General features: G+C 70.2%; 21 protein-coding genes. 12 read left to right on the forward strand and 9 right to left on the reverse strand.

All coding sequences use genetic code 11. The features are described from left to right. The first annotated feature begins 2 nt into the window (after positions 1-2). Genes FPZ12_RS33180 through FPZ12_RS33220 form a run of 9 tightly spaced genes read left to right on the forward strand, consistent with a single transcriptional unit; the run spans position 3 to position 9,281 of the window. Positions 3-1,286 (forward strand): MlaD family protein, encoded by a 1,284-nt coding sequence (locus tag FPZ12_RS33180; protein WP_243770161.1) that lies wholly within the window; start codon positions 3-5, stop codon positions 1,284-1,286. Further along, positions 1,286-2,590 (forward strand): MlaD family protein, encoded by a 1,305-nt coding sequence (locus FPZ12_RS33185; RefSeq protein WP_144749939.1) that lies wholly within the window; start codon positions 1,286-1,288, stop codon positions 2,588-2,590. Before FPZ12_RS33180 ends, FPZ12_RS33185 begins: the two co-directional genes overlap by 1 nt. Further along, on the forward strand, positions 2,587-3,849 hold the full coding sequence (locus FPZ12_RS33190) for an MCE family protein (RefSeq protein ID WP_144749941.1): 1,263 nt from the start codon (positions 2,587-2,589) through the stop codon (positions 3,847-3,849). Before FPZ12_RS33185 ends, FPZ12_RS33190 begins: the two co-directional genes overlap by 4 nt. Next, the gene (locus tag FPZ12_RS33195) at positions 3,849-5,156 is read left to right on the forward strand and encodes an MlaD family protein (RefSeq protein ID WP_144749943.1); all 1,308 of its coding nucleotides are present in this window, start codon (positions 3,849-3,851) and stop codon (positions 5,154-5,156) included. The genes FPZ12_RS33190 and FPZ12_RS33195 overlap by 1 nt, the downstream gene beginning before the upstream one ends. Continuing rightward, the gene (locus tag FPZ12_RS33200) at positions 5,153-7,432 is read left to right on the forward strand and encodes an MMPL family transporter (RefSeq protein WP_144749945.1); all 2,280 of its coding nucleotides are present in this window, start codon (positions 5,153-5,155) and stop codon (positions 7,430-7,432) included. Before FPZ12_RS33195 ends, FPZ12_RS33200 begins: the two co-directional genes overlap by 4 nt. Next, positions 7,429-8,463 (forward strand): peptidylprolyl isomerase, encoded by a 1,035-nt coding sequence (locus FPZ12_RS33205; protein WP_144749947.1) that lies wholly within the window; start codon positions 7,429-7,431, stop codon positions 8,461-8,463. The genes FPZ12_RS33200 and FPZ12_RS33205 overlap by 4 nt, the downstream gene beginning before the upstream one ends. Continuing rightward, positions 8,460-8,648 (forward strand): hypothetical protein, encoded by a 189-nt coding sequence (locus tag FPZ12_RS33210; protein ID WP_144749949.1) that lies wholly within the window; start codon positions 8,460-8,462, stop codon positions 8,646-8,648. The genes FPZ12_RS33205 and FPZ12_RS33210 overlap by 4 nt, the downstream gene beginning before the upstream one ends. Beyond that, positions 8,645-8,887 (forward strand): hypothetical protein, encoded by a 243-nt coding sequence (locus tag FPZ12_RS33215; protein WP_144749951.1) that lies wholly within the window; start codon positions 8,645-8,647, stop codon positions 8,885-8,887. Before FPZ12_RS33210 ends, FPZ12_RS33215 begins: the two co-directional genes overlap by 4 nt. Further along, complete coding sequence (locus FPZ12_RS33220) at positions 8,850-9,281, forward strand: hypothetical protein (protein WP_144749953.1); 432 nt, start codon at positions 8,850-8,852, stop codon at positions 9,279-9,281. Before FPZ12_RS33215 ends, FPZ12_RS33220 begins: the two co-directional genes overlap by 38 nt. A 94-nt stretch (positions 9,282-9,375) precedes the next feature. Here FPZ12_RS33220 and FPZ12_RS33225 read toward each other — a convergent pair whose 3' ends face one another. The 4 genes from FPZ12_RS33225 to FPZ12_RS33240 are packed head-to-tail and all read right to left on the reverse strand — an operon-like array spanning position 9,376 to position 13,246. Next, complete coding sequence (locus tag FPZ12_RS33225; protein WP_144749954.1) at positions 9,376-10,113, reverse strand: SDR family NAD(P)-dependent oxidoreductase; 738 nt, start codon at positions 10,111-10,113, stop codon at positions 9,376-9,378. A 19-nt stretch (positions 10,114-10,132) separates the two neighbouring features. Then, positions 10,133-10,897, reverse strand: coding sequence for an enoyl-CoA hydratase (locus FPZ12_RS33230; protein ID WP_144749957.1), 765 nt, complete (start codon positions 10,895-10,897; stop codon positions 10,133-10,135). A 1-nt stretch (position 10,898) separates the two neighbouring features. After that, the gene (locus FPZ12_RS33235; protein WP_144749959.1) at positions 10,899-12,056 is read right to left on the reverse strand and encodes an acyl-CoA dehydrogenase family protein; all 1,158 of its coding nucleotides are present in this window, start codon (positions 12,054-12,056) and stop codon (positions 10,899-10,901) included. Between the two features lie 11 nt (positions 12,057-12,067). Further along, positions 12,068-13,246 carry a thiolase family protein gene (locus FPZ12_RS33240; protein WP_144749961.1) on the reverse strand — a complete coding sequence of 393 codons (1,179 nt, stop codon included), beginning with the start codon at positions 13,244-13,246 and terminating at the stop codon, positions 12,068-12,070. A 148-nt stretch (positions 13,247-13,394) separates the two neighbouring features. On the opposite strand from FPZ12_RS33240, the gene FPZ12_RS33245 reads away from it, so the two are divergent. From FPZ12_RS33245 to FPZ12_RS33255, 3 genes are read left to right on the forward strand one after another with little or no spacing between them, the layout of a single operon-like run. Beyond that, positions 13,395-14,375, forward strand: coding sequence for an NAD(P)H-dependent flavin oxidoreductase (locus tag FPZ12_RS33245; protein WP_144749963.1), 981 nt, complete (start codon positions 13,395-13,397; stop codon positions 14,373-14,375). Beyond that, positions 14,372-15,133 (forward strand): 3-hydroxyacyl-CoA dehydrogenase, encoded by a 762-nt coding sequence (locus tag FPZ12_RS33250; RefSeq protein ID WP_144749965.1) that lies wholly within the window; start codon positions 14,372-14,374, stop codon positions 15,131-15,133. Before FPZ12_RS33245 ends, FPZ12_RS33250 begins: the two co-directional genes overlap by 4 nt. Positions 15,134-15,150: 17 nt before the next feature. Next, the gene (locus tag FPZ12_RS33255) at positions 15,151-16,107 is read left to right on the forward strand and encodes an NADPH:quinone oxidoreductase family protein (RefSeq protein ID WP_144749967.1); all 957 of its coding nucleotides are present in this window, start codon (positions 15,151-15,153) and stop codon (positions 16,105-16,107) included. A 709-nt stretch (positions 16,108-16,816) separates the two neighbouring features. On the opposite strand, the gene FPZ12_RS33260 is transcribed toward FPZ12_RS33255, so the two are convergent. From FPZ12_RS33260 to FPZ12_RS33280, 5 genes are read right to left on the reverse strand one after another with little or no spacing between them, the layout of a single operon-like run. Next, positions 16,817-17,854 carry an LLM class F420-dependent oxidoreductase gene (locus FPZ12_RS33260; protein ID WP_144749969.1) on the reverse strand — a complete coding sequence of 346 codons (1,038 nt, stop codon included), beginning with the start codon at positions 17,852-17,854 and terminating at the stop codon, positions 16,817-16,819. After that, positions 17,851-20,067, reverse strand: coding sequence for a molybdopterin-dependent oxidoreductase (locus FPZ12_RS33265; RefSeq protein ID WP_144749971.1), 2,217 nt, complete (start codon positions 20,065-20,067; stop codon positions 17,851-17,853). The genes FPZ12_RS33260 and FPZ12_RS33265 overlap by 4 nt, the downstream gene beginning before the upstream one ends. Beyond that, complete coding sequence (locus FPZ12_RS33270; RefSeq protein ID WP_144749973.1) at positions 20,064-21,644, reverse strand: FAD-dependent oxidoreductase; 1,581 nt, start codon at positions 21,642-21,644, stop codon at positions 20,064-20,066. The genes FPZ12_RS33265 and FPZ12_RS33270 overlap by 4 nt, the downstream gene beginning before the upstream one ends. Positions 21,645-21,647: 3 nt before the next feature. After that, positions 21,648-23,165, reverse strand: a complete 1,518-nt coding sequence (locus FPZ12_RS33275) for a class I adenylate-forming enzyme family protein (RefSeq protein WP_144749975.1) — start codon at positions 23,163-23,165, stop codon at positions 21,648-21,650. Positions 23,166-23,188: 23 nt separating this feature from the next. After that, positions 23,189-24,634 (reverse strand): aldehyde dehydrogenase, encoded by a 1,446-nt coding sequence (locus FPZ12_RS33280; RefSeq protein WP_144749977.1) that lies wholly within the window; start codon positions 24,632-24,634, stop codon positions 23,189-23,191. Positions 24,635-24,754 lie beyond the last annotated feature (120 nt).

Here is a 24,754-nt window from a genome sequence, read left to right on the forward strand (position 1 = left end):
CGATGGCCAAGGTCACCCGCAAACAAGGCCGCTCCTTCTACCTCGGCGTCGTCGTGCTGGTGCTCGCCGTGGTGACGAGCTACATCTCGCTCACCGCGGACCAGGGCCTGCCCGGTATGCCGAAAACCGTGGTACGCGCGGCGTTCGGCGACGTCGGCAGCCTGACCTCCGGCGCCGACGTCCGGCAGAACTCCGTGCGCATCGGCCGGGTCGCCTCGGTCGAAGAGGTGAACGGGCTGCCGCAGGTGACGATGGAGCTGGACGGTTCCCAGCCGGTCTACCGCAACGCCCGCGCGGCGATCTGGGACCAGTCGGCGCTGAGCCAGAAGTTCGTCGAACTGCTGCCGGGCGACCCGTCCGCGCCGCCGCTCGGTGACGGCGTGATTCCGGCCCAGGCCAACGAAAACTCCTCGGACATCTCACGCCTGTTCGACGTCCTCGACGACCCGACCCGCGCGGCGACCACGAGCGCGGTGCGCGAGCTGGGCGACGGGATGGCCGGGCACAGCCGGGACCTGCACGACCTGCTCGGCGCGCTGCCCAGTCTGCTGAACGACACCGGCGTGGTCTCCACGGCGCTGGCGTCGAAGGAGGCCGACCTGCCCGCGCTGCTCGCGAGCGCCGACCGGCTCGCCGGGCGTTTTTCCGGACGGGACAACGACTTGTCGACACTGGTGACCCAGCTCGACCAGACGCTGCAGGCGGTCGACGTCGACGGGGGAGGGCCGCTCACCCAGGTGCTCGACAAGGCGCCGGACCTGCTTCGCCACGGCACCGCGGCCGCCGACTCGCTGACGCAGCCGCTCGCCGACGCCCGCGAGGCGGTCACCGATCTGCGGTCGGGCGCGAAGGCGCTCGGCGACGCGACGCCGGACTTCCGTGGTGTGCTTCGTGAAGCGCCCGGGACGCTGGGGAAGGTGCCCGCGGTGGCCGGCCAGGCGATCCCGGCCGTGGACAACCTGACGCAGACGTTCTCCGATCTGCGGCCGCTGGTCATCCGCCTCGGCGACGGCCTGCCCGCGCTGCGCTCGCTGCTGCAGACGCTCGCCCCGTACGCGCCCGAAATCGGCGACTTCGGTTACCACGGCGGTCTCGTGTTCGCCGGGCACGCCGGCGATCGCCACTACATGCGCGTCGAGCTGGTGCTGCCCGGGCTCGCCGGGCTCACGGCCGGAGTGTCGCCTTTGGACGGTATGACCCCCGTGCCGCGCAACCCCTATCCGGCGCCGGGCCAGGACCCGCAGGACCGCGCCACGGCACCGGGTCTGCTCGGCGGGAGGAACTGATGATGCGACGAATCCGGGCCATCCCGCCGGTGTGGCAGGGCCTGATCCTCATCCTCGTGCTGGCGGCCGGGATCGCGGTGCTGTTCGAGAAGCAGGCGATCGTGACCGCGCTGCGGCCGGGCGACGAGATCGAGGTCCAGTTCCCCCGTGACTACAAGCTCCAGGCGAACGACAGCGAGGTGAAGGTCGCCGGGGTCCCGGTGGGCACGGTCGAGGACATCGAAACCGGCAGCGGGGGCGCCGTCACGGTGACGCTCAAGGTCGGCTCCGACGTCCGCGGCAAACTGGGCACCCAGCCCAGCGCGGCGATCCGCCCGACCACCGTCCTCGGCGGCCGCTACTTCGTCGAGCTGACCCCCGGCGGCGGCAATGGGCGCTTCACCGACGAGTCCATTCCCGTCGAGCGCACGTCTACGCCGGTCGAGCTCGACCAGGTGCTGGCCGCGGTGCCACCCCGCGCGCAGCAGGGAATCCAGGGCACCACGAGGGAACTCGACCAGACACTCGCCGCGGGCGGCGGGGACGCGCTGAAGAACCTGGTGCGTGACGCACCCGGCACCCTCACGCCCACCGGCGACGTCTTCTCCGCGATGCTCGGCACCCGCCCGGAAACGGATCTGTCCTCGCTGGTCCGCGACGTCGACACGATCGCCGACGCGCTCACCCGCAACGACGGCCAGCTCCAGTCCGTTGTGGACAGTGCGAACACGACCGCGGCCACCCTGGCGCGGCAACGGAACCCGCTGGCCAGGACGATCGACGAGCTGCCGGCGACGTTGACCTCGGTGCGCAACGGGCTGACCGGCCTCGGCGGCAGCCTCGACCGGCTCACGGACACCGCGCCGAAGCTCCGCCCCGCGATCCAGCAGGCCGCGCCGCTGCTCGACCAGCTCGGCCCGGTGCTCGCCAAGGCAAGGCCCCTGCTGGCCGACCTGCGCCCGCTCCTGCACGACGCGCGCCCGCTGGTGGACCAGCTCGTGCCCACCAGCGAACAGACCACCGCCGTGCTCGGTGACGTCGACGGCGCCCCGCTGGACCGGCTCAAGGGCCCGGTCGTCAACGCTCTCAACGAAAAGTGGGTGGGCACCGGCGCGTACCGCGGCGGCGGCAACACGGGCGCCACCCTCGGCCAGGAGATCGCGCACATGATCACCAACCTCGACATGGACGGGATGCGCACCAACGCCAATGGCACCACGCTCGGCATCCAGGCCGGGTTCGGGCCGGGTTCGGTGTGGGGCCTGCCCGGCGGTCTCGACGACCTGATGGCGAACCTCGGTGAGCTGGGAGGGACGCCGAAATGAAGCTGCGTCAGACGTGGCAGCGCGTGCGGACCGTGCCAGGGCTCGGCCGTGACGTGCTGGCGGTCGGCCTGGTGATCGCGCTGGGCCTGGTGTCCGGCGGGATCATCCTGTCCCACCTCAACATGCACGCGCCCTGGTCGGACCGGTACTCCTTCGCCGCGGACTTCGACCAGGCCCCGGCGATCAGCCCCGGCAACAACCAGGAGGTGCGCATCGCGGGCGTCCGCGTCGGGGAGATCACCTCCGCGTCGGTCACCCGTGACGGGCACGCGCGGGTCGAGATGGCGCTCGATCCCGGGCACACCATCTACGACAACGCCGAACTGGTGCTGCGCCCGAAGAACCCGCTCAACGAGATGTACATCGAGGTCAATCCTGGTGGGCCGCCCGGGAAACCGCTGCCGGCGAACGGGGTGATCCCGCTTTCGCGGACGCAACGGCCGGTGCAGCCGGACGAGGTGTTCGACCACCTCGACGACCGCAGCCGCAACGCGCTCACCACCCTGCTGTCCGAGTCGGACATCGCGCTGGCGAACGCCCCGCAAACGCTTCCGGGTGGGCTCCAGGCGACCGACGGGACGCTGGTGAAGCTGCAGCCGGTGGTGCAGGCACTCCGCACCCGGCAGGACACGGTCCGGCAGCTGGTCACCGCGTTCAGCCAGATCGCGACCTCGGTCGGCGGGGACGACCAGCGGCTCGGCCAGATGATCGACTCCACCCAGCAGACGCTGACCGCGCTGGCAGGCAGGCAGGACGACCTGAGCAAGTCGCTGGCCGATCTGCCCGGGTTCGCCACGGACCTGAAGAACGCGATGGACGGGGTCGGGAACCTGACCACCCAGCTGAACCCGACGCTGGACGACCTGAACAAGGCGTCGTCGGATCTGCCACCCGCGTTGCAGCGCATGACGAGCACGGTCGGCCAGCTCGGCCAGACCGTGCAGCAGGCGCGGCCCGTCGTCCAGGAAGCGCAGCCGGTGGTCGCCGATCTGCGGCCGGTGGTGGACAACCTGGACGCGTCGATGACCGCGCTGCGGCCGACCACGATGCGCCTCGACGAAATGACCAGCAAGATCGTCGGCGTGCTCGACGGCGGGCTGCAGGGCTTCGTCTACAACACCAACTCGGTGTTCTCCGTCCGCGACAACACCGGGGTCTTCCCGCGCGGCAACTTCGGCGTGCAGGTGGACACCCTCGGCACCGGCTACGTGCCGGACCAGGTGCCCGACTGGGCGAAGAACCGGCAGGGAGGCAACTGATGAACCTGCGTGCGCGCCCCGCGCTGCTGCGGGTGTCCCTCGTGCTGGCGTTCGTGCTGGCCTGCGTGGTGTTCCTGGCCTTCCTGCTCGCGCAGGCCGGCGCGAACGTGCCGCTGCTGAGCACCGACCGCACGTACCGGGTGTCGGTGCGGATCGCGGACGTGGACAACCTGGTGTCCTTTTCGGACGTTCAGGTCGCCGGGATCAACTGCGGCAAGGTCACCGCGCTGACCCGCGAAGGCGACAAGATCCGCGTGGACCTCGAACTCGACGGCTCCGCCGCGCCGCTGCACGAGGGCGCGACGGCTCAGGTGAGCGAGAAGTCGTTGGCGGGCCAGTCCTATCTGCGGCTCGTCGACGGCGCGGGCGCGGAGATCCCGAGCGGCAAGACGCTGCCGGACTCCGCCGTCAAGCCGAGCGTCCAGCTGCACGACGTGCTGGCGAGCCTGGACCAGCCGACCCGCGACGCGCTCGGCGGAACCCTGCGTTCGCTCGGGCAGGCCACGACGAACAGCGCCGACGACATCGGCCGCACGATGACCGGCCTGGCGCAGCTCGGCCGCGACGGGCACACGGCGCTGGACGCGCTGGCGGCGCAGTCGGAGGACCTGAAGGCACTGATGGCGCAGTCGACGACGTTGCTCAACGCGCTCGACACCGGCCAGGGCCAGATCGCGTCACTGGTCACCGATGCCCGGCGGCTGACCGATTCGACGGCCGGTCAGCGCCAGGCCGTCGAGTCCGCGATGCGGCAGCTGCCCGGCGTGCTGGACAGCACGCAGACGGCCGCGGACAAGTTCCGCACGCTCTCGAGTTCGCTCGCCCCGGTCGCCGCCGACCTCAAGGCCGCCGCGCCGGCGCTGAACACCGCGCTGCTCCAGCTGCCACAGTCCACACAGGACTTGCGCGGGTTGCTGCCCTCGCTGAACACCGTGCTGGACAAGTCGCCCGCGACGCTGCAGCGCGTTCCGGCGGCGGGTGACGACCTGCAGGAGCTGGCGCCGACGGTGCGCAGCGTGCTGCAGGACGTGAACCCGATGCTGCGCTATCTCGAGCCGTACGGGAAGGACATCGCCGCGTTCTTCGCCGGGTTCAACTCGGTGTGGTCGTACAAGGCCGAGGACGGGCTGACCGTGCTGCGGCTGGCGGCGGTCAACGTGACGGCGCAGATGGTCAAGACCGGTCTGCCGCTGCCCACCGACGCGGGCCCGCTGACCAAGAGCAACCCGTATCCGCTGCCCGGGCTTTCGGGCAACCCGACGATCTACACCGGCGCCTACCCACACGTGGAACAGGACTCGAAATGATCCGCCCCCGCGTCCCCCACCTGACCGGCCGCCAGGCCGGAGCCGCCCTGTTGCTCGCGCTCGTGGCCACCGGGGTGGTGGCCGGGCTGTTCCGGGTCCGCCTGGACACCAGCACCGAGTCGTTCCTGCCGAAGCACGATCCCGTCGTCGACGCGATCGAGGACAAGGCGAAGGCGTTCGGCGGCGACCCGATCGTCGCGGTGCTGGAGTCCGAGCTGCCCACCAAACTGCTCACCGACTCCGGGCAGCTGCCGAAACTGCTGGACCTGGAAGGGAAACTCGCCAAGCTCCCGGACGTCGCCGCGGTGTACGGGCCGGCGACGGTGCTCAACCAGGTCGCGGCGTCGGCGCAGGGCATGCTGGCGCAGATCGCAGGCAGGCGGGACGCGCTGCGCAACGAGGCCGAGCAGCAGGCCAAGGACGCGGGCAAGTCGGCGAAACAGGTGACCGACGCGGGCCAGGCCGCGCTGCGCGAGTTCGACCTGCGCTACGGAAGCCTTCTGGTGCAAGGACTTCCGGCAGGGTTGCCGACCCTGCGGAACCCGCAGTTCGTGAACAACGTCGTGTTCGACGACCAGCAGAATCCGCGGCCGCAGTGGCAGTTCGTGGTCCCGGACTCGTCGGCCGTCGCGATCCTCGTGCGGCCGCGTGAGGGCCTGGACCAGGAAGGCACGCAACGGCTGGTGAGCGCGGTCCGCGACTCCGTGTCGTCGGCCGGGCTCACCACGCGCAAGCAGACGGTGACCGGTGCGCCGGTGCTGACGGCGAGCCTCGCCGAGGGGGTACGAGGCGAACTTCCGTTGCTGGGCGGGCTGGCGCTGCTCGTGTGCGGGTTCTGTCTGATGTGGACACGCTGGCTGGGACGACGCCTGGTGCGGCTGTGGCCGCTGGCGGTCGCGGTGGCGGGGACTGGGGTCGTGCTGGCGGTGTTCGGCTGGATCGGGAAACCGCTTTCCCTCGGCGTGCTGGCGTTCCTGCCGATCCTGCTCGGCCTCGGGTGCGGGTATCCGCTCTATCTCGCGCAGCGGCCGGTCGAACGCCGCCGGATCGTGGTGACCGGGCTGTCCAGCGCGGCGGCCGCGGCGGCGTTGACGTTGTCCCCCTTGCCTTTCGTGTCGCAGCTGGGCATCGCGCTGTCCTCGGGCATCGTGCTGACGATGCTGCTGGCGGTGGCCTTGCACCGGCGGGTGAGCGTCACGCAGCCGGTGTCGCGGTGGGAGCCGCCGAAGCTTCCGGGCTGGGGCCGGATCGCGGCGCTGGTGGCCGCGCTGGCCGTGGCGGCGCTGGGGCTGATCGCGTTGCCGGGCATGAATGTCGAGGCACAGCCCGAAAAACTCGCGCAGGGGCTGCCCGCGATGGACGACGCGCAGTACGTCGAGGGCGTACTGGGCTCGTCCAGCGAGATCGGGCTCGTCGTGCACGGCGACGTGCGCACCCCGGCCGGGCTCGCCTGGCTGAACCAGGTGGAGCAGAAGCTGATCGTCGAGCACGGCGACCAGTTGCGGCCGGTGCTCACCCTGCCTGATCTGCTCGGGTTCCTCGGCAAGGAGCCGACGGCGGAACAGATCAACGCCGCGCTGCAGCTCCTGCCGTCGTACCTGACCTCGGCGCTCGTCCACGCCGACGGCGAGGAATCGGTGATGATCTTCGGCGCGAAACTGGACGATGTCGCGCAGCAGGCGGCTTTGGTGCAGGCGCTGCAGACTTCGCTGCCCAAGCCGCCGCCCGGGCTGACGACGGAACTCGCGGGACTGCCGCTCGCCGCCGTGCGCGGGTACGAGCTCGTGTCCGCGGACCGGTACGTGGCCAACCTCGCCGGGATCGCGGCGACCGGCTTGGTGCTGCTGATCGGGTTGCGCCGCCGATGGGACGCGGGCCGGGCCGTGCTCGCCGCCGTGGTGTCCACGGGCTGGGGGTTGGCCGTGTTGTGGCTGCTCGGCGGTACGCTCAACCCGCTCACCGTGGCCCTGGGCTCGCTGGCGACGGTGACCGCGTGCGAGTTCACCGTCCTGCTCGCCGACGCGTGGCGAGCCCGGCGCCCGTGGCTGCTTCGCGCGGTCGGCGTCACCTGCGCGCTCGCGGCCGCCGGGTATCTGGTGCTGCTGGTTTCGCAGATTTCCTTGCTACGTCAGTTCGGCGCGCTGCTCGCCGGCACGGTCGTGCTGTCCCTGCTCGCGGCGGTCACGGTCACCGCGGCCCTGCCCCCGAGACCCCGCGCGCTGCCCAAGCCGAGTCCCCGTCCTCGCAAGCTGGAGAAAGTCGAGGTGGCGTCATGAGGATGCCTTCGTGGAAGTCGCTCACGCCCGGCGGAGCGCGGACCCGGATGTTCGCGAGTGGCCTGCTCGCGCTGGTGTTCGCGGGCTCGGCGACGCAGATCGTGATCGACCGGGTCACCGCACTGCCGGACGGCGCGGTGCTGCGCGCCGCGGGAACCACGGTGAGCCAGCAGGATTACCAGCGGCGCGTGCACCTGCTCAACGCGCTCTACGGCGTGCAGGCGCCCAGCGACGGCAGCAAGACCGACGAGTTCAATCGCGCCAGCGCGAAGGCCGTCGCGGTCGGGCTCGTGCTCGATCACGCCGCCGCCGGGAAGAACATCGTCATCGCGCAGAAGGCCGCCGAGGACCAGCTCGACAAGCTGATCGCGCAGGACTTCCCGCAGGGGCGCGACGCTTTCGTGCAGAAGCTCGGGCAGAACGGCGTCTCCGAGGCCGACGTACTGGACGAGGTGAAACGGCAGCTGGCGAACCAGCAGCTGTACGACCAGGTGACCGCCGGGGTGCCGGTACCGGCCGACGCCGAAGTGACCCAGGCCTACAGCGACCGCAAGGCGCAGCTGGTGCAACCGGAAACGCGGCACCTTCGCAACATCGTGGTGGCCACCCAGGACGACGCGGCCAAGGCGCTCTCGCAACTGCGGTCCGGCACGGACTTCGGCCGGCTGGCGAGCCAGATTTCCTTGGACGGCCAGACGAAGGCCAACGGGGGAGACCTGGGCAGCCTCGCGGCGAACCAGCTGCAGGACGGCTACGCGAAGGCCGCGTTCGGTGTCCCGTCCGGCGCGTTCTTCGGCCCCGTGCAGACACAGGACGGCTGGAACGTCGGGCAGGTGCAGGAAATCCAGCCGCAGAAACAACTTTCGCTCGACGAGGTGCGCGACCAGCTCAAGAACACGCTGCTCGACGAGCGGCGGCTGGCCGTGTGGAACTCGTGGCTCGGCGACGAGATGAAGGCCGACTCGATCACCTACGCCGACGCCTACCGTCCCGCCGCCCCGGACACACCCGACGACACGGCCAAGCCGTGATCTCCGTCGCGCTGGTGTGCGGCGCGGCCGTGCTCGCGGCGGTCGCTTGGTGGGGCAACCGGAACCTGGAGGTGCTCAGTGAAGACGGCCGTTACCACCGAACCGCCGTGCTCCGGCGCGGCGTGTACGGCTGCTACGCGATCGCCGCGGTGTTCCTCGTCGTGGCCGTCGTCCGGTTGCTGTGAGCCTGCTGGTCCTCGTCGTCGCGATCGTCGCCACGGGCAAGGGCAGCAATCTGCCCACGGCGGCGGTGCTCGTCGTGGCGCTGGTGATCCTGGTGCCCAGCGTGGTGATCGACGTGCTGGTGTTCTTCAGCCCGAAACCGCGGAACCTGGACACATTGTCCTCGTACACAAGGAAACGCAAGGAACCCGAGGAGGTGGACGATGCTCGTCCTGATCCTGATCGTCCTTTCGATGGCTAGCCTGGTCACCGGGGTCGTCATCGACGAGATGGTGCTGGTGGATATCGCTTTCGGTCTCAGCGTGGTGGGGCTGGCCGTGGTGGTGTTCGGCTGGTGGCGGCGTCGGCGCTCGGCCCGGAGTGCCGACGCCGCTGAGTCCGCTGAGTCCGTGGAGTCTGTCGAGTCCGCCGAGTCTGTCGAGTCCGAAGTGGACGATGAGGTGGAGCCGGAGCCGGAGGTCGAGGAGCCTGCGCTGGTGGTGGTCCTGCCTGGTCGTCGTCGCTATCACACGCCCGAGTGCGAGAAGGTCGCCGAGGTCGAGTCCGAGGAACTCACTCTCGACGAGGCCCGGGACGAGGGGTTTTCGGCGTGCAGCCTGTGCCATCCCGAGCCTGTGGCGGCGCTTTCGGTCTGATTTCGGTTTGAGTCGCGTTGCGGGCTCGGGTTGCGTTGCGGCAGCAACGGACGCGCGCGGGGCGCGCTGTGTGTGGTCGTCGGGTGTTCCCGGCTCAAGCCCGCCAGATCTGCTCTCCCGCGCGCGTCAGCACGATGTTCGGCACCACGGCGTGCGCGGACAGGCGCGAGACGGTGAGTACCAGTTCGGCCACGTCGCCGGTGGTCAGCATCGCCTCGCGGGACAGGCTGTCGCGCTTCCACGCCGTCATGTCCGTGTCCACGTAACCCGGGGAAAGCGCTGTCGCTGTCACGCCGTTGCGCGACTCCTCGAGCGTGACCGTCTCGCACAAGGAGATCAGCCCCGCCTTGCTCGCCCCGTAAGCCGACAGGCCGGACTCGCCCGCGACGCCCGTGATCGACGCGAGAGCGACGATCTTGGCGCCGTGCCGGGGGTTCGCCGCGGCCGATTTCCGAAGCAGCGGAAGGGTTTTCTGGATGAGCAGGAACTGCGCGCGCAGGTTGACGTTCAACACCAGGTCGTAGCTCTTCATCGGCAGTTCCGCGGCGGAGCCCTCCGCGCCGACGCCACCGTTGAGCACGAGCATGTCCAGCGAGCCGTACGTGTCGCCGTGCACGGCGACAAGCTGCTCGACGTCGGCCTCCTTCGCGAGGTTGGCCACGACGGGGTTCACCTCGGCACCCGCGTCCCGCAATGAGGCCGCGGCCTCCAGCAGACCGGGCTCGCGCCGCGCCGCGATGGTCAGTGCGTAGCCTTCGCCGGCCAGCCGCCGGGCGATTTCGAGGCCGATGCCCCTTGAGGCGCCCGTGACGAGTGCGGTCCGGGTGGTCATGATCGCTCCTTACGAGGGGCTATTTGCCCTGGAAATTCGGTCGCCGCTTCTCCCGGAAGGCGGCGGTGCCCTCGGCGAAATCGGCGGTGCGGAACAGGGCTGTCTGCCCTTCGCGCTCGGCTTCCAGCGCGGTCTCCAGACCGGCCAGCACAGTCGCGTTGAACGCGCGTTTCGTCTGAGCGTAGGCGACAGTCGGCCCAGTCGCGAGCTTCGCGACCAGACTGTCCACAGTGTCCTGGAACTCCTCGTCCGGGACAGCCTGCGTGATGAGGCCCCAGTCTTCGGCCTGGCGGGCACCGATGCGTTCACCGAGCATCGCCATCCGCACCGCGCGGGCACGCCCGACGGCGGCGGGCACCAGCGCGGTGGCGCCACCGTCGGGCATCAGCCCCACGCCCGCGAAGGCGAGCAGGAAGTACGCGGATTCCTTGGCCACGGTCAGATCCGCGGCGAGGGCGACCGAGCAGCCGACCCCGGCCGCGAGCCCGTTGACGGCTGCGACGACCGGTTTCGGCACCGCGCGGATCGCGCGGATCAGCCGGTTCGCGGTGTCGAGGGTCTCCTCGCCGACGTCCTGGGTGCTGTTCACCTCGGCGAGATCGGCGCCGGAACTGAACGCCCGCCCCGCCCCGGTGAGCACGATGACCCGGACGTTCTCGTCCTGGCCGTGGGTTTCGATGATCCCGGCGACCTCGTTCAGCAGTTCGCCGGTGAACGAGTTGAGCGACTCCGGCCGGTCCAGCGTGATCCGCAGGACGCCGCCGTCAAGGGAGAACCCGCCCATGTCAGCCCTCCGCCTTGGCGATGTCGCGCCCGATGATCTCCTTCATGATCTCCGTGGTGCCGCCGTAGATCGTCTGGATGCGGGAGTCGATGAACGCCTTCGCGACCGGGTATTCGAGCATGTAGCCGTACCCGCCGTGCAGCTGCACGCACCGGTCCACCACGCGCTTCTGCACCTCGGTGGCCCACCACTTGGCCTTCGCCGCGTCCACCGCGGTCAGCTCGCCCGCGTTCAGTGCCAGGACGGACTGGTCGTGGTACGCGCGCGTCACGTCCAGCTCGGTGGCGATCTCGGCGAGCTGGAACCGGGTGTTCTGGAAATCCCCGATCGGGCGGCCGAAAGCCTTGCGCTCGAAGCAGTACTTCCGCGTCGCGGCGTACACGGCCTCCGCGCCGGCGAGCGCCGAAGTGGCGATGGACAGGCGCTCCAGCGGAAGCCGTTCCATCAGGTGCACGAACCCGCGGCCCTCTTCGCCGAGCAGGTTGGTGACGGGCACGCGGACGTTGTCGAAGAACAGTTCGGCGGTGTCCTGGGCGTGCAGGCCGACCTTGTCGAGCTTGCGGCCGCGGGTGAACCCGGGCGTGCCGGTCTCCACCACGATCAGGCTGAACCCGCGCGAACCGGCGTCCGGGTCGGTGCGGGCCACCACGATGACCAGGTCGGCGGTGATTCCGTTGGTGATGAACGTCTTCTGCCCGTTGATCACCCACTCGTCCCCGTCGCGCCGCGCGGTGGTGCGCACGCCCTGCAGGTCGCTGCCCGCGCCCGGCTCGGTCATCGCGATCGCGCCGATCAGCTCGCCGGACGCCATCCCCGGCAGCCAGCGCTTCGCCTGCTCCGGGGTGCTCAGCTCCTTGACGTAGGGCACGATGATGTTGTCCTGCAAGGAAAAGCTGGAGATCAGCGAGGCGGCGCCGACCTTGGCGAACTCCTCGATCACGACGGACTGGTAGCGGTAGTCGTCCTGCCCGCCGCCGCCGAGCTCCTCGGGGATGCTCAGCCCGATGATGCCCTGCTTGCCCCCGGCGAGCCACACCGGACGGTCGATGAGCCGTTCGGACTCCCACCGCTCGATCTGCGGTTCCACCTCGCGGACCACGAACTCCCGCACCGCTTCGCGATAGGTCTCGTGGTCGCTGGTGTACAAAGTGCGCTGCATGTAGGGGCTCCCTAGAGACGTTCGATGAGGGTCGCGTTGGCCATGCCGCCGCCCTCGCACATGGTCTGCAGGCCGTAGCGGCCGCCGGTGGCTTCGAGGTGGTTGACCAGCGTGGTCAGCAGGCGGGTGCCGGAGGCGCCGAGCGGGTGACCCAGCGCGATCGCGCCGCCGCGCGGATTGAGCTTCTCGGGGTCGGCGCCGATTTCCCGTTGCCACACCAGGGGAACCGGGGCGAAGGCCTCGTTCACCTCGTAGGCGTCGATGTCCTCGATCGACACCCCGGCGCGCGCGAGCAGCTTCTGCGTGGCGGGGATGACGCCGGTCAGCATCAACAGCGGGTCACTGCCGGTCACCGCGAAGCTGTGGAACCGCGCCTTCGGCCGCAGGCCCAGCGCGTTCGCCTTCTCCTCGCTCATGATCAGCACGGCGGAGGCGCCATCGGTGAGCGGGGAGGAGTTACCCGGGGTGATCTTCCAGTCGATTTCGGGGAACCGCCGCGCGAGACGCTCGTCCTGGAACGAAGCCTTGAGCCCGCCCAGTTTCTCCGCGGTCGTGCCCGCCCGAACGGTCTCGTCCACGGTCAGCGTCGCGCCGTTCACGGTGATCGGCAGGATCTCCGCGTCGAACCCGCCCGAGGCGGCCGTCGCCGCGGCCCGCGCGTGCGAGCGCGCCGAGAACTCGTCCAGCTCGTCGCGGCCGAACTTCCAGCGGGCCGAGATCAGCTCCGCCGACACACCCTGGTTGACCAGGCCCTCCGGGTAGCGGGCGGCGACGGCCGGGCCCGCGGCGTTCTTGCCGAGGTTCGGCGTGCCCATCGGCACCCGGCTCATCGACTCGACGCCGCACGCGATCACCACGTCGTAGGCGCCCGAGATGACGCCCTGCGCGGCGAAATGGGCCGCCTGCTGGCTCGAACCGCACTGCCTGTCGATCGTCGTGGCCGGCACGGCCTCGGGGAAGCCCGCGCCGAGCACCGCGTTGCGGGTGATGTTCAGTGCCTGCTCGCCCGCCTGGCTGACACACCCGCCGATCACGTCGTCCACCAGCGCGGGATCCAGGCCGGTGCGTTCGGTGAGCGCTCGGAGCGTGCGGCTGAGCAGCTCGGCCGGATGCAGTTCGGAAAGCTGACCGCCGGGCTTGCCCTTGCCGGACGGGGTGCGGATCGCGTCGACGATGACGGCGCTGGACATAGCGGACCTCCTCGGGGTTCTATTTAACGATCGCTAAGTAGGCGTCTTCCTGTCAAGATGACCGAGCGCGAGACCTGGGTCACTCGTCTATTTAGCGATCGCTCAGTATTCTGACCGCAACTGCCGCAGACGGAGAGGGACGTGAGCAATGGTGCGCACGCGGTTCTGTGAGGTGTTCGGGGTCGAGCATCCGATCGTGCAAGGCGGGATGCAGTGGGTCGGCCGGGCCGGCCTGGTCGCCGCCGTCGCGAACGCGGGTGGGCTCGGTTTCATCACCGCGCTGACCCAGCCGACGCCTGAGGATCTCGCCAAGGAGATCGCGCGGTGCCGGGAGCTGACGGACAAACCGTTCGGCGTCAACCTGACCATCCTGCCCTCGATCAACCCGCCGCCGTATGCCGAATATCGCGACGTGATCGTCGATTCCGGGATCCCGGTCGTGGAGACGGCCGGTTTCAACCCGGCCGAGCATCTGCCGGCGTTCCGCGCGGGCGGGGTGAAGGTGCTGCACAAGTGCACCAGCGTGCGCCACGCGGTGAAGGCGCAGGAGCTGGGCGTGGACGGCATCTCGATCGACGGGTTCGAATGCGCCGGGCATCCCGGCGAGGACGACATCCCGGGCCTGGTGCTGATCCCGGCCGCGGCCGGGAAGATCACCATCCCGATGATCGCCTCGGGCGGGTTCGGTGACGCACGCGGCCTGGTCGCGGCGCTGGCGCTGGGCGCGGACGGGATCAACATGGGCACCCGGTTCATGGCCACCGCCGAGGCGCCGGTGCACGACTCGGTCAAGCAGCGGCTCGTCGAGGCCACCGAGCGGGACACCGACCTGATCTTCCGCCCGTTGCGCAACACCGCGCGGGTCGCGCGCAACGCGATCAGCGGTGAGGTCGTTTCGGTGCTGGACAAGGGCGGCCAGTTCGAGGACGTGCGCGAGCTCGTCGCCGGCGCGCGCGGGCGCAAGGTGTTCGAGACCGGGGACCTCGACCTCGGCATCTGGACCGCCGGCCTGGTGCAGGGGATCATCCACGACATCCCCACCGTGGCCGAGCTGATTTCGAGGATCGTGACGGAGGCGGGCGAGCTGATCCAGGGTCGCCTCGCCGCGATGGTGAGGAGTGCTGAATGAAGATCGAGGACACGGTCGCGCTGGTGACCGGTGGGGCGTCCGGCCTGGGACTGGCCACGGTGCGGGCGCTGCACGGCGCGGGCGCGAAGGTCGTGATCGTGGACCTGCCTTCATCGGAAGGCGAAGCGGTGGCGAAGGAACTCGGCGACGGCGTGGTGTTCGCCGCGGCCGACGTGACCGACGAAGAGCAGGTGACCGCGGCGCTGGACAAGGCCGCCGAGCTGGGCCAGCTGCGGATCGCGGTCAACTGCGCCGGGATCGGCAACGCGTTCAAGACCGTCGGCAAGGAGGGCCCGTTCCCGCTGCCCGACTTCACCAAGGTCGTCACCGTCAACCTGATCGGCACGTTCAACGTGATCCGCCTCGCCGCCGAGCGCATCTCGAAGGCCGACCCGGTGGGCGAGGAGCGCGGCGTCATCATCAACACCGCGTCGGTGGCGGCGTTCGAGGGCCAGATCGGGCAGGCCGCGTACTCGGCGTCCAAGGGCGGGATCGTCGGCATGACGCTGCCGATCGCGCGTGACCTCGCGAGCCTGCGGATCCGCGTCGTGACCATCGCCCCCGGGCTGTTCCACACCCCGTTGTTCGCGGCGGCGCCGGAGAAGGTCATCAAGGCGCTGGGCGAGCAGGTCCCGCACCCGTCGCGGCTCGGCGACCCGGCGGAGTACGCCGCGCTGGCGAAGCACATCGCGGAGAACCCGATGCTCAACGGTGAGACGATCAGGCTCGACGGCGCCATCCGGATGTCGCCCCGCTGACCCGAGGAGGACGCGCTGTGCTCGCTCTGCGCTTGACCGAATTCGCCGGCCCGGACGCGCTCCGGCTGGAAGAGGTGGACGAGCCGCGCGCGGCCGGCCGCGTCGTCGTCGAACTCGACGCGGCCGGGGTGACCTACCCGGATCTGCTGCAGTCCCAAGGGCTTTACCAGGTGAAACGGGAGCTGCCCTGCGTGCTCGGCACGGAGGGCGCGGGCACGGTACGGGAAGGGCCCGGGTTCACTCCCGGGCAGCGGGTCGCGGTGCTCGCGTCGGAGGGCGCCTGGCAGCAGGTCGTCGTCGCGGACGACGACAAGGTGCTGCCGCTGCCCGACAACGTGCCCCTGACGACGGCCGCCGCGCTGCCGGTGAACTATCTGACCGGGCACTTCGCGCTCCGTCGCCGGGCGAAGGTCGAGCCGGGCGAGACAGTGCTGGTACACGGCGCCGCGGGTGGCGTCGGCGTCGCCGCGCTGAACCTGTGCCGGGCGTGGGGCCTGCGCGCGATCGCCGTCGTCAGCGACGACCGCAAGGCGAAAGTGGCCACCGCGGCGGGAGCCGACCACGTCGTTTTAGTCGACGGCTGGCTCGACGCGGTGCGCGAGTACACCGGCCGGCGCGGTGTGGACGTCGTGCTCGACCCCGTGGGCGGGGACCGGTTCACCGACAGCCTCCGCAGCCTCGGCCCTGAAGGCAGGGTCGTCGTGCTCGGGTTCACCGGCGGCGGCATTCCCACGGTCAAGGTGAACCGGCTGCTGCTGAACAACACTTCCGTACTCGGCGCGGGCTGGGGCGAGATCGTGCGGCAGGAGCCGGGCTACCTGCGCCGCCAATGGGACGAGCTGTACCCGCTGCTCGCGGATGGGCGCCTGCAGGTGACCGAGCCGGAAGCCCGCCCCCTGACCGAGGCGGGCGATGCTTTGCGAGCGCTCGGAGAACGTTCGGTGGCGGGGAAGATCGTGCTGTCCCTGCGCTGAGAATTCCCGCTGAAGGGAGGAGGGGGCCTGCGTCGCGCAGGCCCCCTCCTCCCTTGTTCGCGCATCCCGCTCGGTGGTGTGCCTTGTTCAGTGGCGCGCCTCGTGCAGTCGCGTGGCCTGCTTGGTGGTCTGCCTCGTGCAGTCGCATGGCCTGCTCGGTGGCATGCCGCGCTCGGCTGCGTGCTTCGTTCAGTGGCGTGCCTTGCGCAGTCGCATGCCCCACTCAATGGCGTGCCCCGTTCCGCGGGTGTGCCCTGCTCGGTGGCGTGCCCCGCTCAGCTGCGTGCTTCGTGCATTGGTGGCGCGCCCGCCTCACCGGCGTGCCCCACCCAGCCGCGTGCCTCGTTCAATGGGGTGCCCTGCGCGGCCGTGTGCCGCACTCAGCCGCGTCCCCACTCAGTGGCGTGCCCCGTTCGGCGGCGTGCCCCGTGCAGCGGTGTGTCTCGTTCTGTGGCCTGCCCCGTTGAATGGCGTGCCTCGCGCAGCCGTGTGCCCAACTCGGCCGCGTGCCGCACTCGGTGGCGTGCCCCTCCTCACCGGCGTGCCCCGCTCAGCCGCGTGCCGCACTCGGTGGCGCGCCCTACTCAGCGGCGCGCCTCGCGCAGCCGTGTGCCGCACTCGATGGCGCGCCCTACTCAGCGGCGCGCCTCGCGCGTCCGCGGCCCGCGCCCAGGATCCGCGCACCGCGCCCAGGATCCGCGCACCGGGCTCAACCGCGGACCGCGGCCAGGATCCGTTCCCGTACGTCCGGGCGGGGCCAGCCGGCCAGGATCATCGTCGTCACGCAGGTCGGGCGCCACCGGCGTTCGATGTCCTCGCAGATCTTGTCCGCGGGGCCCACCAACGCGACGTCTTCCACCATCTCCAGCGGGATCGCCGCGGCCGCGTCCTCCTTGCGCCCGGCCAGGTACAGCTCCTGCACCTTCGCGCACACGTCGGCCCAGCCCATCCGGGCGAACACGTTCCCGTGGAAGTTCACGTCCTTCGCGCCCATCCCGCCCACGTACAACGCGATGAGCGGCCGCAACCGGGCGGCGGCTTTTTCGACGTCGTCATTTTCGACGAGCGGAACAACGGCCGCCACCTCGAAGTCCTGAGCCGTGCGGCGCGCGCTGGGGCGCGAGAAGCCCTCGTTCAGCGCGTCGCGGTAGAACGCGTCGCTCTTGGGGGAGAACCACAACGGGATCCAGCCGTCGGCGATTTCGCCGGCCAGCGCGACGTTCTTCGGTCCCTCCGCGCCCAGCATCACCGGGATGTCCTCGCGCAGCGGGTGCACGGTCGAGCGCAACGGCTTGCCGAGCCCGGCACCGCCGTTGTGCGGCAGCTGATAATGCCTGCCCTCGAACCGGACCGGCTGCTCCCGCGCCCACACCGTGCGCATGATTTCGACGTACTCGCGCGTGCGCTCCAGCGGACGCGGATACGGCTGCCCGTACCAGCCCTCGACGACCTGCGGTCCCGAAGCGCCGATGCCGAGCAGGAACCGCCCGCCGCTGAGGTGGTCCAGGGTCAGGGCCGCCATCGCCATCGCCGTCGGCGTGCGCGCGGACATCTGGCACACCGACGTCCCCAGCTGCATCTTCGACGTCCGGGAACCCCACCACGCCAGCGGCGTCAGCGCGTCGGAACCGTACGCTTCCGCGGTCCAGAAGCTGTCCACGCCGAGCGCTTCGGCCTCCGCGAGCCGCCGTTCGATGTTCGCCGGCGGCCCGGAACTCCAATAGCCGACGGAAAAACCTGCCTTCACCTCGTTGCTACCTCCGGCTCCAGGCTGACGGGCACGCCGTTCAGCACGGCGTTGCCCGACAGCACGTCCACAATGCTCTCGTCGGTGAGGGCGTTCGCGTTGACGCCTTCGGCCCGGGCCGCGACACCCAGCCGCCCGTTCGAACTCCGCTGACCCCAGCCGTGCGGCAGGCTCACCACGCCCGGCCGGATGTCCAGCGTCGTCTCGACGTCCACCGTGACCGCGCCCTTGCCCGAGGCCACCCGCACGCGGTCGCCCGTAGCGACGCCGAGACGATCGGCGTCGGTTTCATTGACGAGCAGCGTGCACCGCTGCGGGCCGCTGACGAGGTTGGGCACGTTGTGCATCCAGCTGTTGTTCGACCGCAGCGTGCGCCGCCCGATCAACACGAAACCCGTGCGGTCGCCGCGAAGTCCGGCCGCCAGGGAGGCGACCTCGTCGCGCACCGCGTCCGGGCACAGGTCGATCTTCCCGTCGGCTTCGGGCAGTACCTCGGCCAGCCGCGGCCGCATCTCGCCGCGGTCGATCCCTTCCGGATGGTCCAAAAGGGACTGCAGCGTGAGTCCTTCAGGGTCCGCGCCGAACCCGTCGCCGAACGGGCCGAGCCGGAGCATCGCCTCGAAATACCGTTCCAGCGGCGAAGAACCGTTCAACTGCGCCCGCAGCTCGGCGGGGTCGCGCCCCAGCACCGGCGAACCGGCCGACTTCACGGATTTGCCCAGCACCGTCGTCACGAGCGACTCGCTCAGCGCGCTCGTGTCGCCGTCCTGCCCGCTCAGCAGCAACGACAGCCGCGCGAGGATCTCGTCCTCACCCGGCTGGCCGGGCGCGAGATCGACCACCGGCGGCGAATAGCGCACCACCGCGCGGACGAAGAAACTCGACAACGCCCAGTCGTAGTGCCCGGACTGCAGCACCCTCGGTGGCGGCAGGATCACGTCCGCGTGCCGGGTGGTCTCGTTGACGTACGGATCGATGCTGACCATGAAATCCAGGCCCGGCAACAGTTCCCCGATGCGCACCCCGTTCGGCGCGGACACCACCGGGTTGCCCGCGATGGTCAGCAGCGCGCGGATCCGGCCCTCGCCGGGCGTCTCGATCTCGTCGGCGAGCGTGGCCACCGGGAACTCGCCGAACACCTCGGGCAGCTCACGCACCCGGCTGTGCCAGCGCCCCATCCGGAACGGCTGCTCACGCAGGTACGCGGCGCGCGTCGGGCTCACCGGGAACAGCAGGCCGCCGGGGCGATCCACGTTGCCGGTCAAGAGATTCAGCACCTGGATGAGCCAGTTCGTCACGGTCCCGTACGACGTGGCGCAGGTACCCATCCGGCCGTAAACCGCGGCCCCTTGCGCCGCCGCGAGCTCCCTCGCCGTGGCCCGGATGTCCGCCGCCGCGATGCCGCAGACGTCCGCCACGGCCTCCGGGGCGAACACGGCGGCCAGCTCACGGACGTCCGCGAGCCCGGTCAGCCGATCGCCGTGCGGGCCGGGGTTTTCCAGGTCCTCTTCGAAGATCACGTGCACCAGCGCGAACAGGAAGTACGCGTCGGTGGTCGGGCGGATCGGCAGATGCCGGTCGGCGAGCCGGGCCGTCCTCGTCCGACGCGGATCGACCACCGTGACGGTGCCGCCGCGCTCCCGGATCGCGTGCAGTCTGCCGCGGAAATCCGGGGCAGTGCACAGGCTTCCGTTCGACTCCGCCGGGTTCGCGCCCAGGATCAGCAGATGCGAAGTGCGGTCGAGGTCCGGCACCGGGATCGCGGCGGCCGAGCCGTAGACGAGCCCGCACGCGACCTGCGTCGGTACCTGGTCGGCGGTGCTGGCGCTGTAGATCTGCTTGGTGCCCAAGGCTTTGATCAGTGGGCGCAGATACGGCGTGACGGCCAGCGAATGCGCGCTGGGGTTGCCCCGGTACAACGCGAGAGCCCCGGAGCCGTGCGCTTCCCGCACTGCGGCGAACCCGCGCGCGGCCTCCGCGAACGCCTCATCCCACGTCGCCTGCACCAGCTCGCCGTCGCGCCGGATCAGCGGTGTCTTCAGGCGGTCCGGGTCGGCGTCCAGCGCGCCGAGGTTCGCGCCCTTCGGGCACAGGTAACCGCGGCTGAACAGGTCGTTCTCGTGGCCGCGGACATCGACCGCGAAACCGCCCTCCACCTTGAACTCCAGCCCGCACGTCGATTCGCACAACGGGCAGATCCGGTAGCCGGTCATCGCGCGTCACCCGCGGCGGCCAGCTGCTCGGCCGGATCGACCAGCTTCCGGCGTGGCCTGCCCTGGCCCAGTTCCCGTTCGCGACGGTCGATCGCCTTCCAGCCCGCGAAGCCGATCGCCTCCGGCTGCCGGGAGCGGACCAGCCCGTCGAAATCTTCGACGGATGGCGTCGGCAGCGATCCCGTCTCGAAGTCCCGCAGCAGTGCGGCAACCGTCTCCTGCGCGCATTGGCGGTTCGTCCCGATGACCCCGGACGGGCCACGCTTGATCCACCCGGTCGCGTAAACGCCCGGCACCGGAGCGCCGTCGTTTTCGACGACGCGGCCCAGTTCGTTCGGCAGTGTCGCGCTTTTCTCGTCGAACGGCAGCCCCGGCAGAGGATTCGCGCGATAACCGATCGAGGTCAGCACCAGGTCGCAGTCCAAGACCTCGCGCTCGCCGGTGTCCCGTGCCCCGCCGGACTCGGTGAGTTCGTTGCGGCCCAGCAAGACGCCGGTGACCCGGCCGTCACCCAAAATCTCCACCGGCGACGTGAGGAACCGCAACACGATCCGCCGGTTGCCCTCGTGCGGCCGCGCGGCCAGCTCGCGCACGATCTCCGACTTCAGCCCAGACCCCGTCGCGCCCGCTACGTCCACAACGGACCCGAGCGCCAGCACCTCGGGCGTAGTATACGCGGCCTGGTCCGATCCTCGCCGCCCGAGCACGACCACCTCTTCGATCCCGCTGTGCGCCAAGGCTTCCAGCGCATGGTCGGCGATGTCGGTGTGCGTGAGGTCGTCCGTGACCAGGATCCGGGCGACGTCGAGCGCCACATTCCCGTTGCCCACGACGACGGCTCGTTTGCCGGAGAGGTCGAAGCGCGCGTCGCGGAAGTCCGGATGGCCGTTGTACCAGGCGACGAACTCCGTCGCCGAGTGCACGCCCGGCAGATCCTCGCCGGGAACCCCGAGCTTGCGGTCGCCCGCCGCGCCGACCGCGTAGATCACCGCGTGGTGGTGGGCCAGCAGCTCCTCGTGCGTGACGTGCTTGCCGACCTCGACGCCCAGGTGCAGCGTGAACCGCTCCCGCGCCGCCGTGCGGGTGAACAACCGCGTGACCTGCTTGGTGTGCTGGTGATCCGGCGCGACGCCGAACCGCACCAGCCCCCACGGCGTGAGCAGCCGCTCGACCATCGTGACCTCGACACCCTTGTGCGCCAGAAGTTCCTCGGCCGCGTAACAAGCCGAAGGACCCGAGCCCACGATCGCCACCCGCAGCGGACCGTCCACGGCGGGAGCCGGCGCGCGGTCGACGGGGCGTGGCGTGTAGTCGCGATGCGCGGGATCGGTGAAGTACTGGGCGTTGATCTCGGTGTACCGCTCGAAGTCCCCGGTCAGCTCGTAGTCCGCCTTGATGGCGTCGACCGGGCAGACGTCGACGCACGCGCCGCAGTCGATGCACGTCGCCGGGTCGATGTAGAGCATTTCCGCCGTCGCGTATGCGGGCTCGTCCGGACTCGGGTGGATGCAGTTGACCGGGCACACCGACACGCAGGTCGCGTCGTTGCAGCAGGACTGGGTGACGACATGGGGCACGGTTCAGCGGACCTTGTCGTGCTTGGCGGGGATATCGGTGTACTCGCGGCGGATGGCGACCTTCGCCAACTTGCCGCTGGGCAGCCGCGGGAGGGGCTCGTCGCGAAAAACGACGTAGCGCGGAACCTTGAAATCGGCCAGCTCGCGGCCACAATGCTCGATGACCGAATGGGGATCGTGTTCCCCGGTGGTCACCAGGATCGCCGCGGGCGTCTCACCGAACTTCTCGTCCTTGGCGCTGATCACCGCGACCTCCTCGACCCCGGCGAGCCCGCTGATCACCTGCTCGATCTCGACGGGGGAGATGTTGATCCCGCCGGAGATGATCAGGTCCTTCATCCGGTCGACGAATTTGAGCCTGCCCTCGTCGTCCAAAACGCCGAGATCGCCGCTGTACAGCCAGCCGTCGCGCAGCGCCCGCTTGGTGTTCTCCTCGTCCTGCCAGTACCCGGGCGTGACCCCGGGCCCGCGCAGGATGACTTCGCCGGTCTCGCCCGGATCGGCCGTCGTCCCGTCTGCACGGATCACCTTGAACTCGGTGAAGACCGAACCGGTGCCGCACGTGCCGGGATGCTCGGCCGCGTCCTCGGGCCGGGTGCTCGTCGCGACTCCACCCACCTCGGTCATGCCGTAGATCTGCCGCAGCGCGACGCCCTTCGCGCCCCACGCCTCGAGCAACGGCACCGGAACCGGGGCGCCGCCGGTGATCGCGGTCTTGATCGACGACAGGTCGGCTTCCGCGAAGTCCGGAGACTTCGCCATCGCCTCGAAGATCAGCGGAACGCCGAAGATCGCGGTGATCTTGTGTTTCTGCAGCAGCCGCACCGCCTGCCCGGGATCGAAGCTGCGTTCGACGACGAGCGTGCCGCCCAGCACCGTCGTCGTGCACAGCCCGGTGACCAGGCCCGGGGTGAACGCCAGCGGCAGCACGAGCAGGCTCCGCGAGCCTGGCCGCAGCCCTTCCTCGGTGAGCGTCAGCTCGAACGCGATGTTCAGCAGGGTCTGGTTGGTGCAGATGACGCCCTTGGACAACCCGGTGGTGCCGCTGGTGAACAGCACGATGGCGGGGTCCGCGGGGTCGATGTCGACGACGAAGTGATCTTCGGCGCCGTCCCGCGCCTCGCCGACTTCGGCCAGCGGACGCGCGCCGAGCCCCGGCATCTCCGCCTGGACCGCCGGCAGGGTCTCCAGCCCCGCGTCGTCCGCGACGACGAGTTTCGCGTCGGCGTCGGTCAGGATCTTCCGCACTTCGGCGGCCACCAGCCGGGGGTTGAGGGGCACCAGCACCGCCCCGGTCTTGAGGATGCCGAGCGCGGCGACGCACCACTCCAGGGAGTTGGACCCGAGCAACCCGACCCGGTCACCCGGCCCGACGCCCGCCTCCGCGAGCCGTCGCGCGAAACGACTGGTCCACGATTCCAAGGTCGCGTAGGACACGTCGTCTTCCGCGACGACCAGCGCGTCCTGGTCGCCCTTCGTCCGTGCCCACCAACGCAGGGCGGATACCACCGAAGCGGCCATGAGTTTTCCTCACCTTCGAGGGATCAAGCGGATTTCACGGTGGTGTAGATGGATTTCAGCGAGAAGTACGGCGCCAGACCCTCCGGCCCCATCTCGCGTCCGAGGCCGCTGGCCTTCACCCCGCCGAACGGGGCGTTCGTGTCGATGCCATAAGTGTTGACCCCGACGGTGCCGCTTTCCACCTGGCGGGCGATTTCGCGGCCCTGCTCCTCGTCGGTGGTCCACACGGTGCCGCCGAGCCCGTACTCGCTGTCATTCGCGAGGCGGATCGCGTCGTCGATTCCGTCGTAGCGGATCACTGACAGTACTGGTCCGAAGATCTCCTCCTGCGCGATGACGGAGGAGTTGTCCACGTCGGCGAACACCGTCGGCTCGACGAACCAGCCCGTGTCCTGTCCAGCGGGCACGCCGCCACCGGTCGTCAGACGGGCGCCACTGCCCTTGCCCGCCTCGACGTACCCGAGCACGCGATCCCGCTGCGCGCGGCTGACGAGCGGACCGATCGCGGTCTGCTTGTCCAGCGGATCGCCCACCCGCAGCGCCCGCGCCGTCTCGGTCACGGCTTCGACGATCTCGTCGTAGCGGGACGCGGGCGCGAGGATGCGGGTGCAGGCGTGACAGGTCTGGCCGTTGTTGACGAACGAGACCTCCGGCAACCCGCGAGTGAACACGTCAAGGTCGACGTCCGGCAGCACGATCGCCGCCGACTTGCCACCCAGCTCCAGCGTGACGGGGCGCAGCAACTCACCGCACCGGGCCGCGATCGCGCGCCCGGCCGCGGTCGACCCGGTGAACGCGATCTTGTCCACGCCGCGGTGGTCGACCAGCGCCTGTCCCGTCTCGCGCCCGCCGGGCACGATGTTGAGCACGCCCGGCGGAAGTTCGGCCGCCACCGCGGCGTCGGCAAAAGCGACGGCGTCGAGCGCCGCCTCGGGCGACGTCTTCAGCACCACGGTGCAGCCCGCGGCCAACGCGGGGCCGAGCTTCATCGCGGCGAGTGCCTGCGGGTAGTTCCACGGGACGATCGCGCCGACCACCCCGACCGGCTCGCGCCGGACGAGCGTCTCGCCCGCGAAACCGGGCCGGGTCTCCTCGCGGCCGTGGTCGCCGACCAGGCCGGCGTAGTAGCCGATGATCGCCGCGGGGGCGAACCCGTTGACCGCGCGGGAAAGCGAGATCGGCATCCCGTTCTCGCGGCTCACCAGCGCCGAGGTTTCCCGGCCCTGGGCCTTTAGCGCGTCGGCGAACCGGGCGACGATGGCCGCCCGCTCCTCCGGGGTCGCCTTGCCCCACGGCCCCTCCAGCGCCCGGCGGGCGGCGGTGACGGCGCTGTCCACGTCCTGGGCCGTCCCGACGCTCGCGGCGCCGAGGGGCTGTTCGGTCGCCGCCTCGATCACCTCGACGGTCTCGGCGGCCGACGACCCGGTCCACCGCCCGTCGACGAACAGCGTGACTCGCTCGCTACTCACAGGCAACTCCTTGCTTAACGCTCGCTAAGTCCACCATAACCTTACGTCTTTAGATGCGGAAGGTGCTTGGTGGCGGGTGGGCTGGGTTTTGTGGTGGTGCTGGGTTCGTGGGAACGGGGG

It is taken from the genome of Amycolatopsis acidicola, from assembly GCF_007713735.2.
GTDB lineage: Bacteria > Actinomycetota > Actinomycetes > Mycobacteriales > Pseudonocardiaceae > Amycolatopsis_E > Amycolatopsis_E acidicola.

Excerpts from the sequence above, each read along its gene's own strand:
- FPZ12_RS33195 (WP_144749943.1), top strand. The coding sequence starts at position 3,849 with ATGAACCTGCGTGCGCGCCCCGCGCTGCTGCGGGTGTCCCTCGTGCTG.
- FPZ12_RS33220 (WP_144749953.1), top strand. The coding sequence starts at position 8,850 with ATGCTCGTCCTGATCCTGATCGTCCTTTCGATGGCTAGCCTGGTCACC.
- FPZ12_RS33275 (WP_144749975.1), bottom strand. The coding sequence starts at position 23,165 with ATGGCCGCTTCGGTGGTATCCGCCCTGCGTTGGTGGGCACGGACGAAG.
- FPZ12_RS33205 (WP_144749947.1), top strand. The coding sequence starts at position 7,429 with ATGAGGATGCCTTCGTGGAAGTCGCTCACGCCCGGCGGAGCGCGGACC.
- FPZ12_RS33235 (WP_144749959.1), bottom strand. The coding sequence starts at position 12,056 with ATGCAGCGCACTTTGTACACCAGCGACCACGAGACCTATCGCGAAGCG.
- FPZ12_RS33240 (WP_144749961.1), bottom strand. The coding sequence starts at position 13,246 with ATGTCCAGCGCCGTCATCGTCGACGCGATCCGCACCCCGTCCGGCAAG.
- FPZ12_RS33225 (WP_144749954.1), bottom strand. The coding sequence starts at position 10,113 with ATGACCACCCGGACCGCACTCGTCACGGGCGCCTCAAGGGGCATCGGC.
- FPZ12_RS33180 (WP_243770161.1), top strand. The coding sequence starts at position 3 with ATGGCCAAGGTCACCCGCAAACAAGGCCGCTCCTTCTACCTCGGCGTC.
- FPZ12_RS33200 (WP_144749945.1), top strand. The coding sequence starts at position 5,153 with ATGATCCGCCCCCGCGTCCCCCACCTGACCGGCCGCCAGGCCGGAGCC.
- FPZ12_RS33245 (WP_144749963.1), top strand. The coding sequence starts at position 13,395 with ATGGTGCGCACGCGGTTCTGTGAGGTGTTCGGGGTCGAGCATCCGATC.
- FPZ12_RS33230 (WP_144749957.1), bottom strand. The coding sequence starts at position 10,897 with ATGGGCGGGTTCTCCCTTGACGGCGGCGTCCTGCGGATCACGCTGGAC.
- FPZ12_RS33250 (WP_144749965.1), top strand. The coding sequence starts at position 14,372 with ATGAAGATCGAGGACACGGTCGCGCTGGTGACCGGTGGGGCGTCCGGC.
- FPZ12_RS33185 (WP_144749939.1), top strand. The coding sequence starts at position 1,286 with ATGATGCGACGAATCCGGGCCATCCCGCCGGTGTGGCAGGGCCTGATC.
- FPZ12_RS33265 (WP_144749971.1), bottom strand. The coding sequence starts at position 20,067 with ATGACCGGCTACCGGATCTGCCCGTTGTGCGAATCGACGTGCGGGCTG.
- FPZ12_RS33190 (WP_144749941.1), top strand. The coding sequence starts at position 2,587 with ATGAAGCTGCGTCAGACGTGGCAGCGCGTGCGGACCGTGCCAGGGCTC.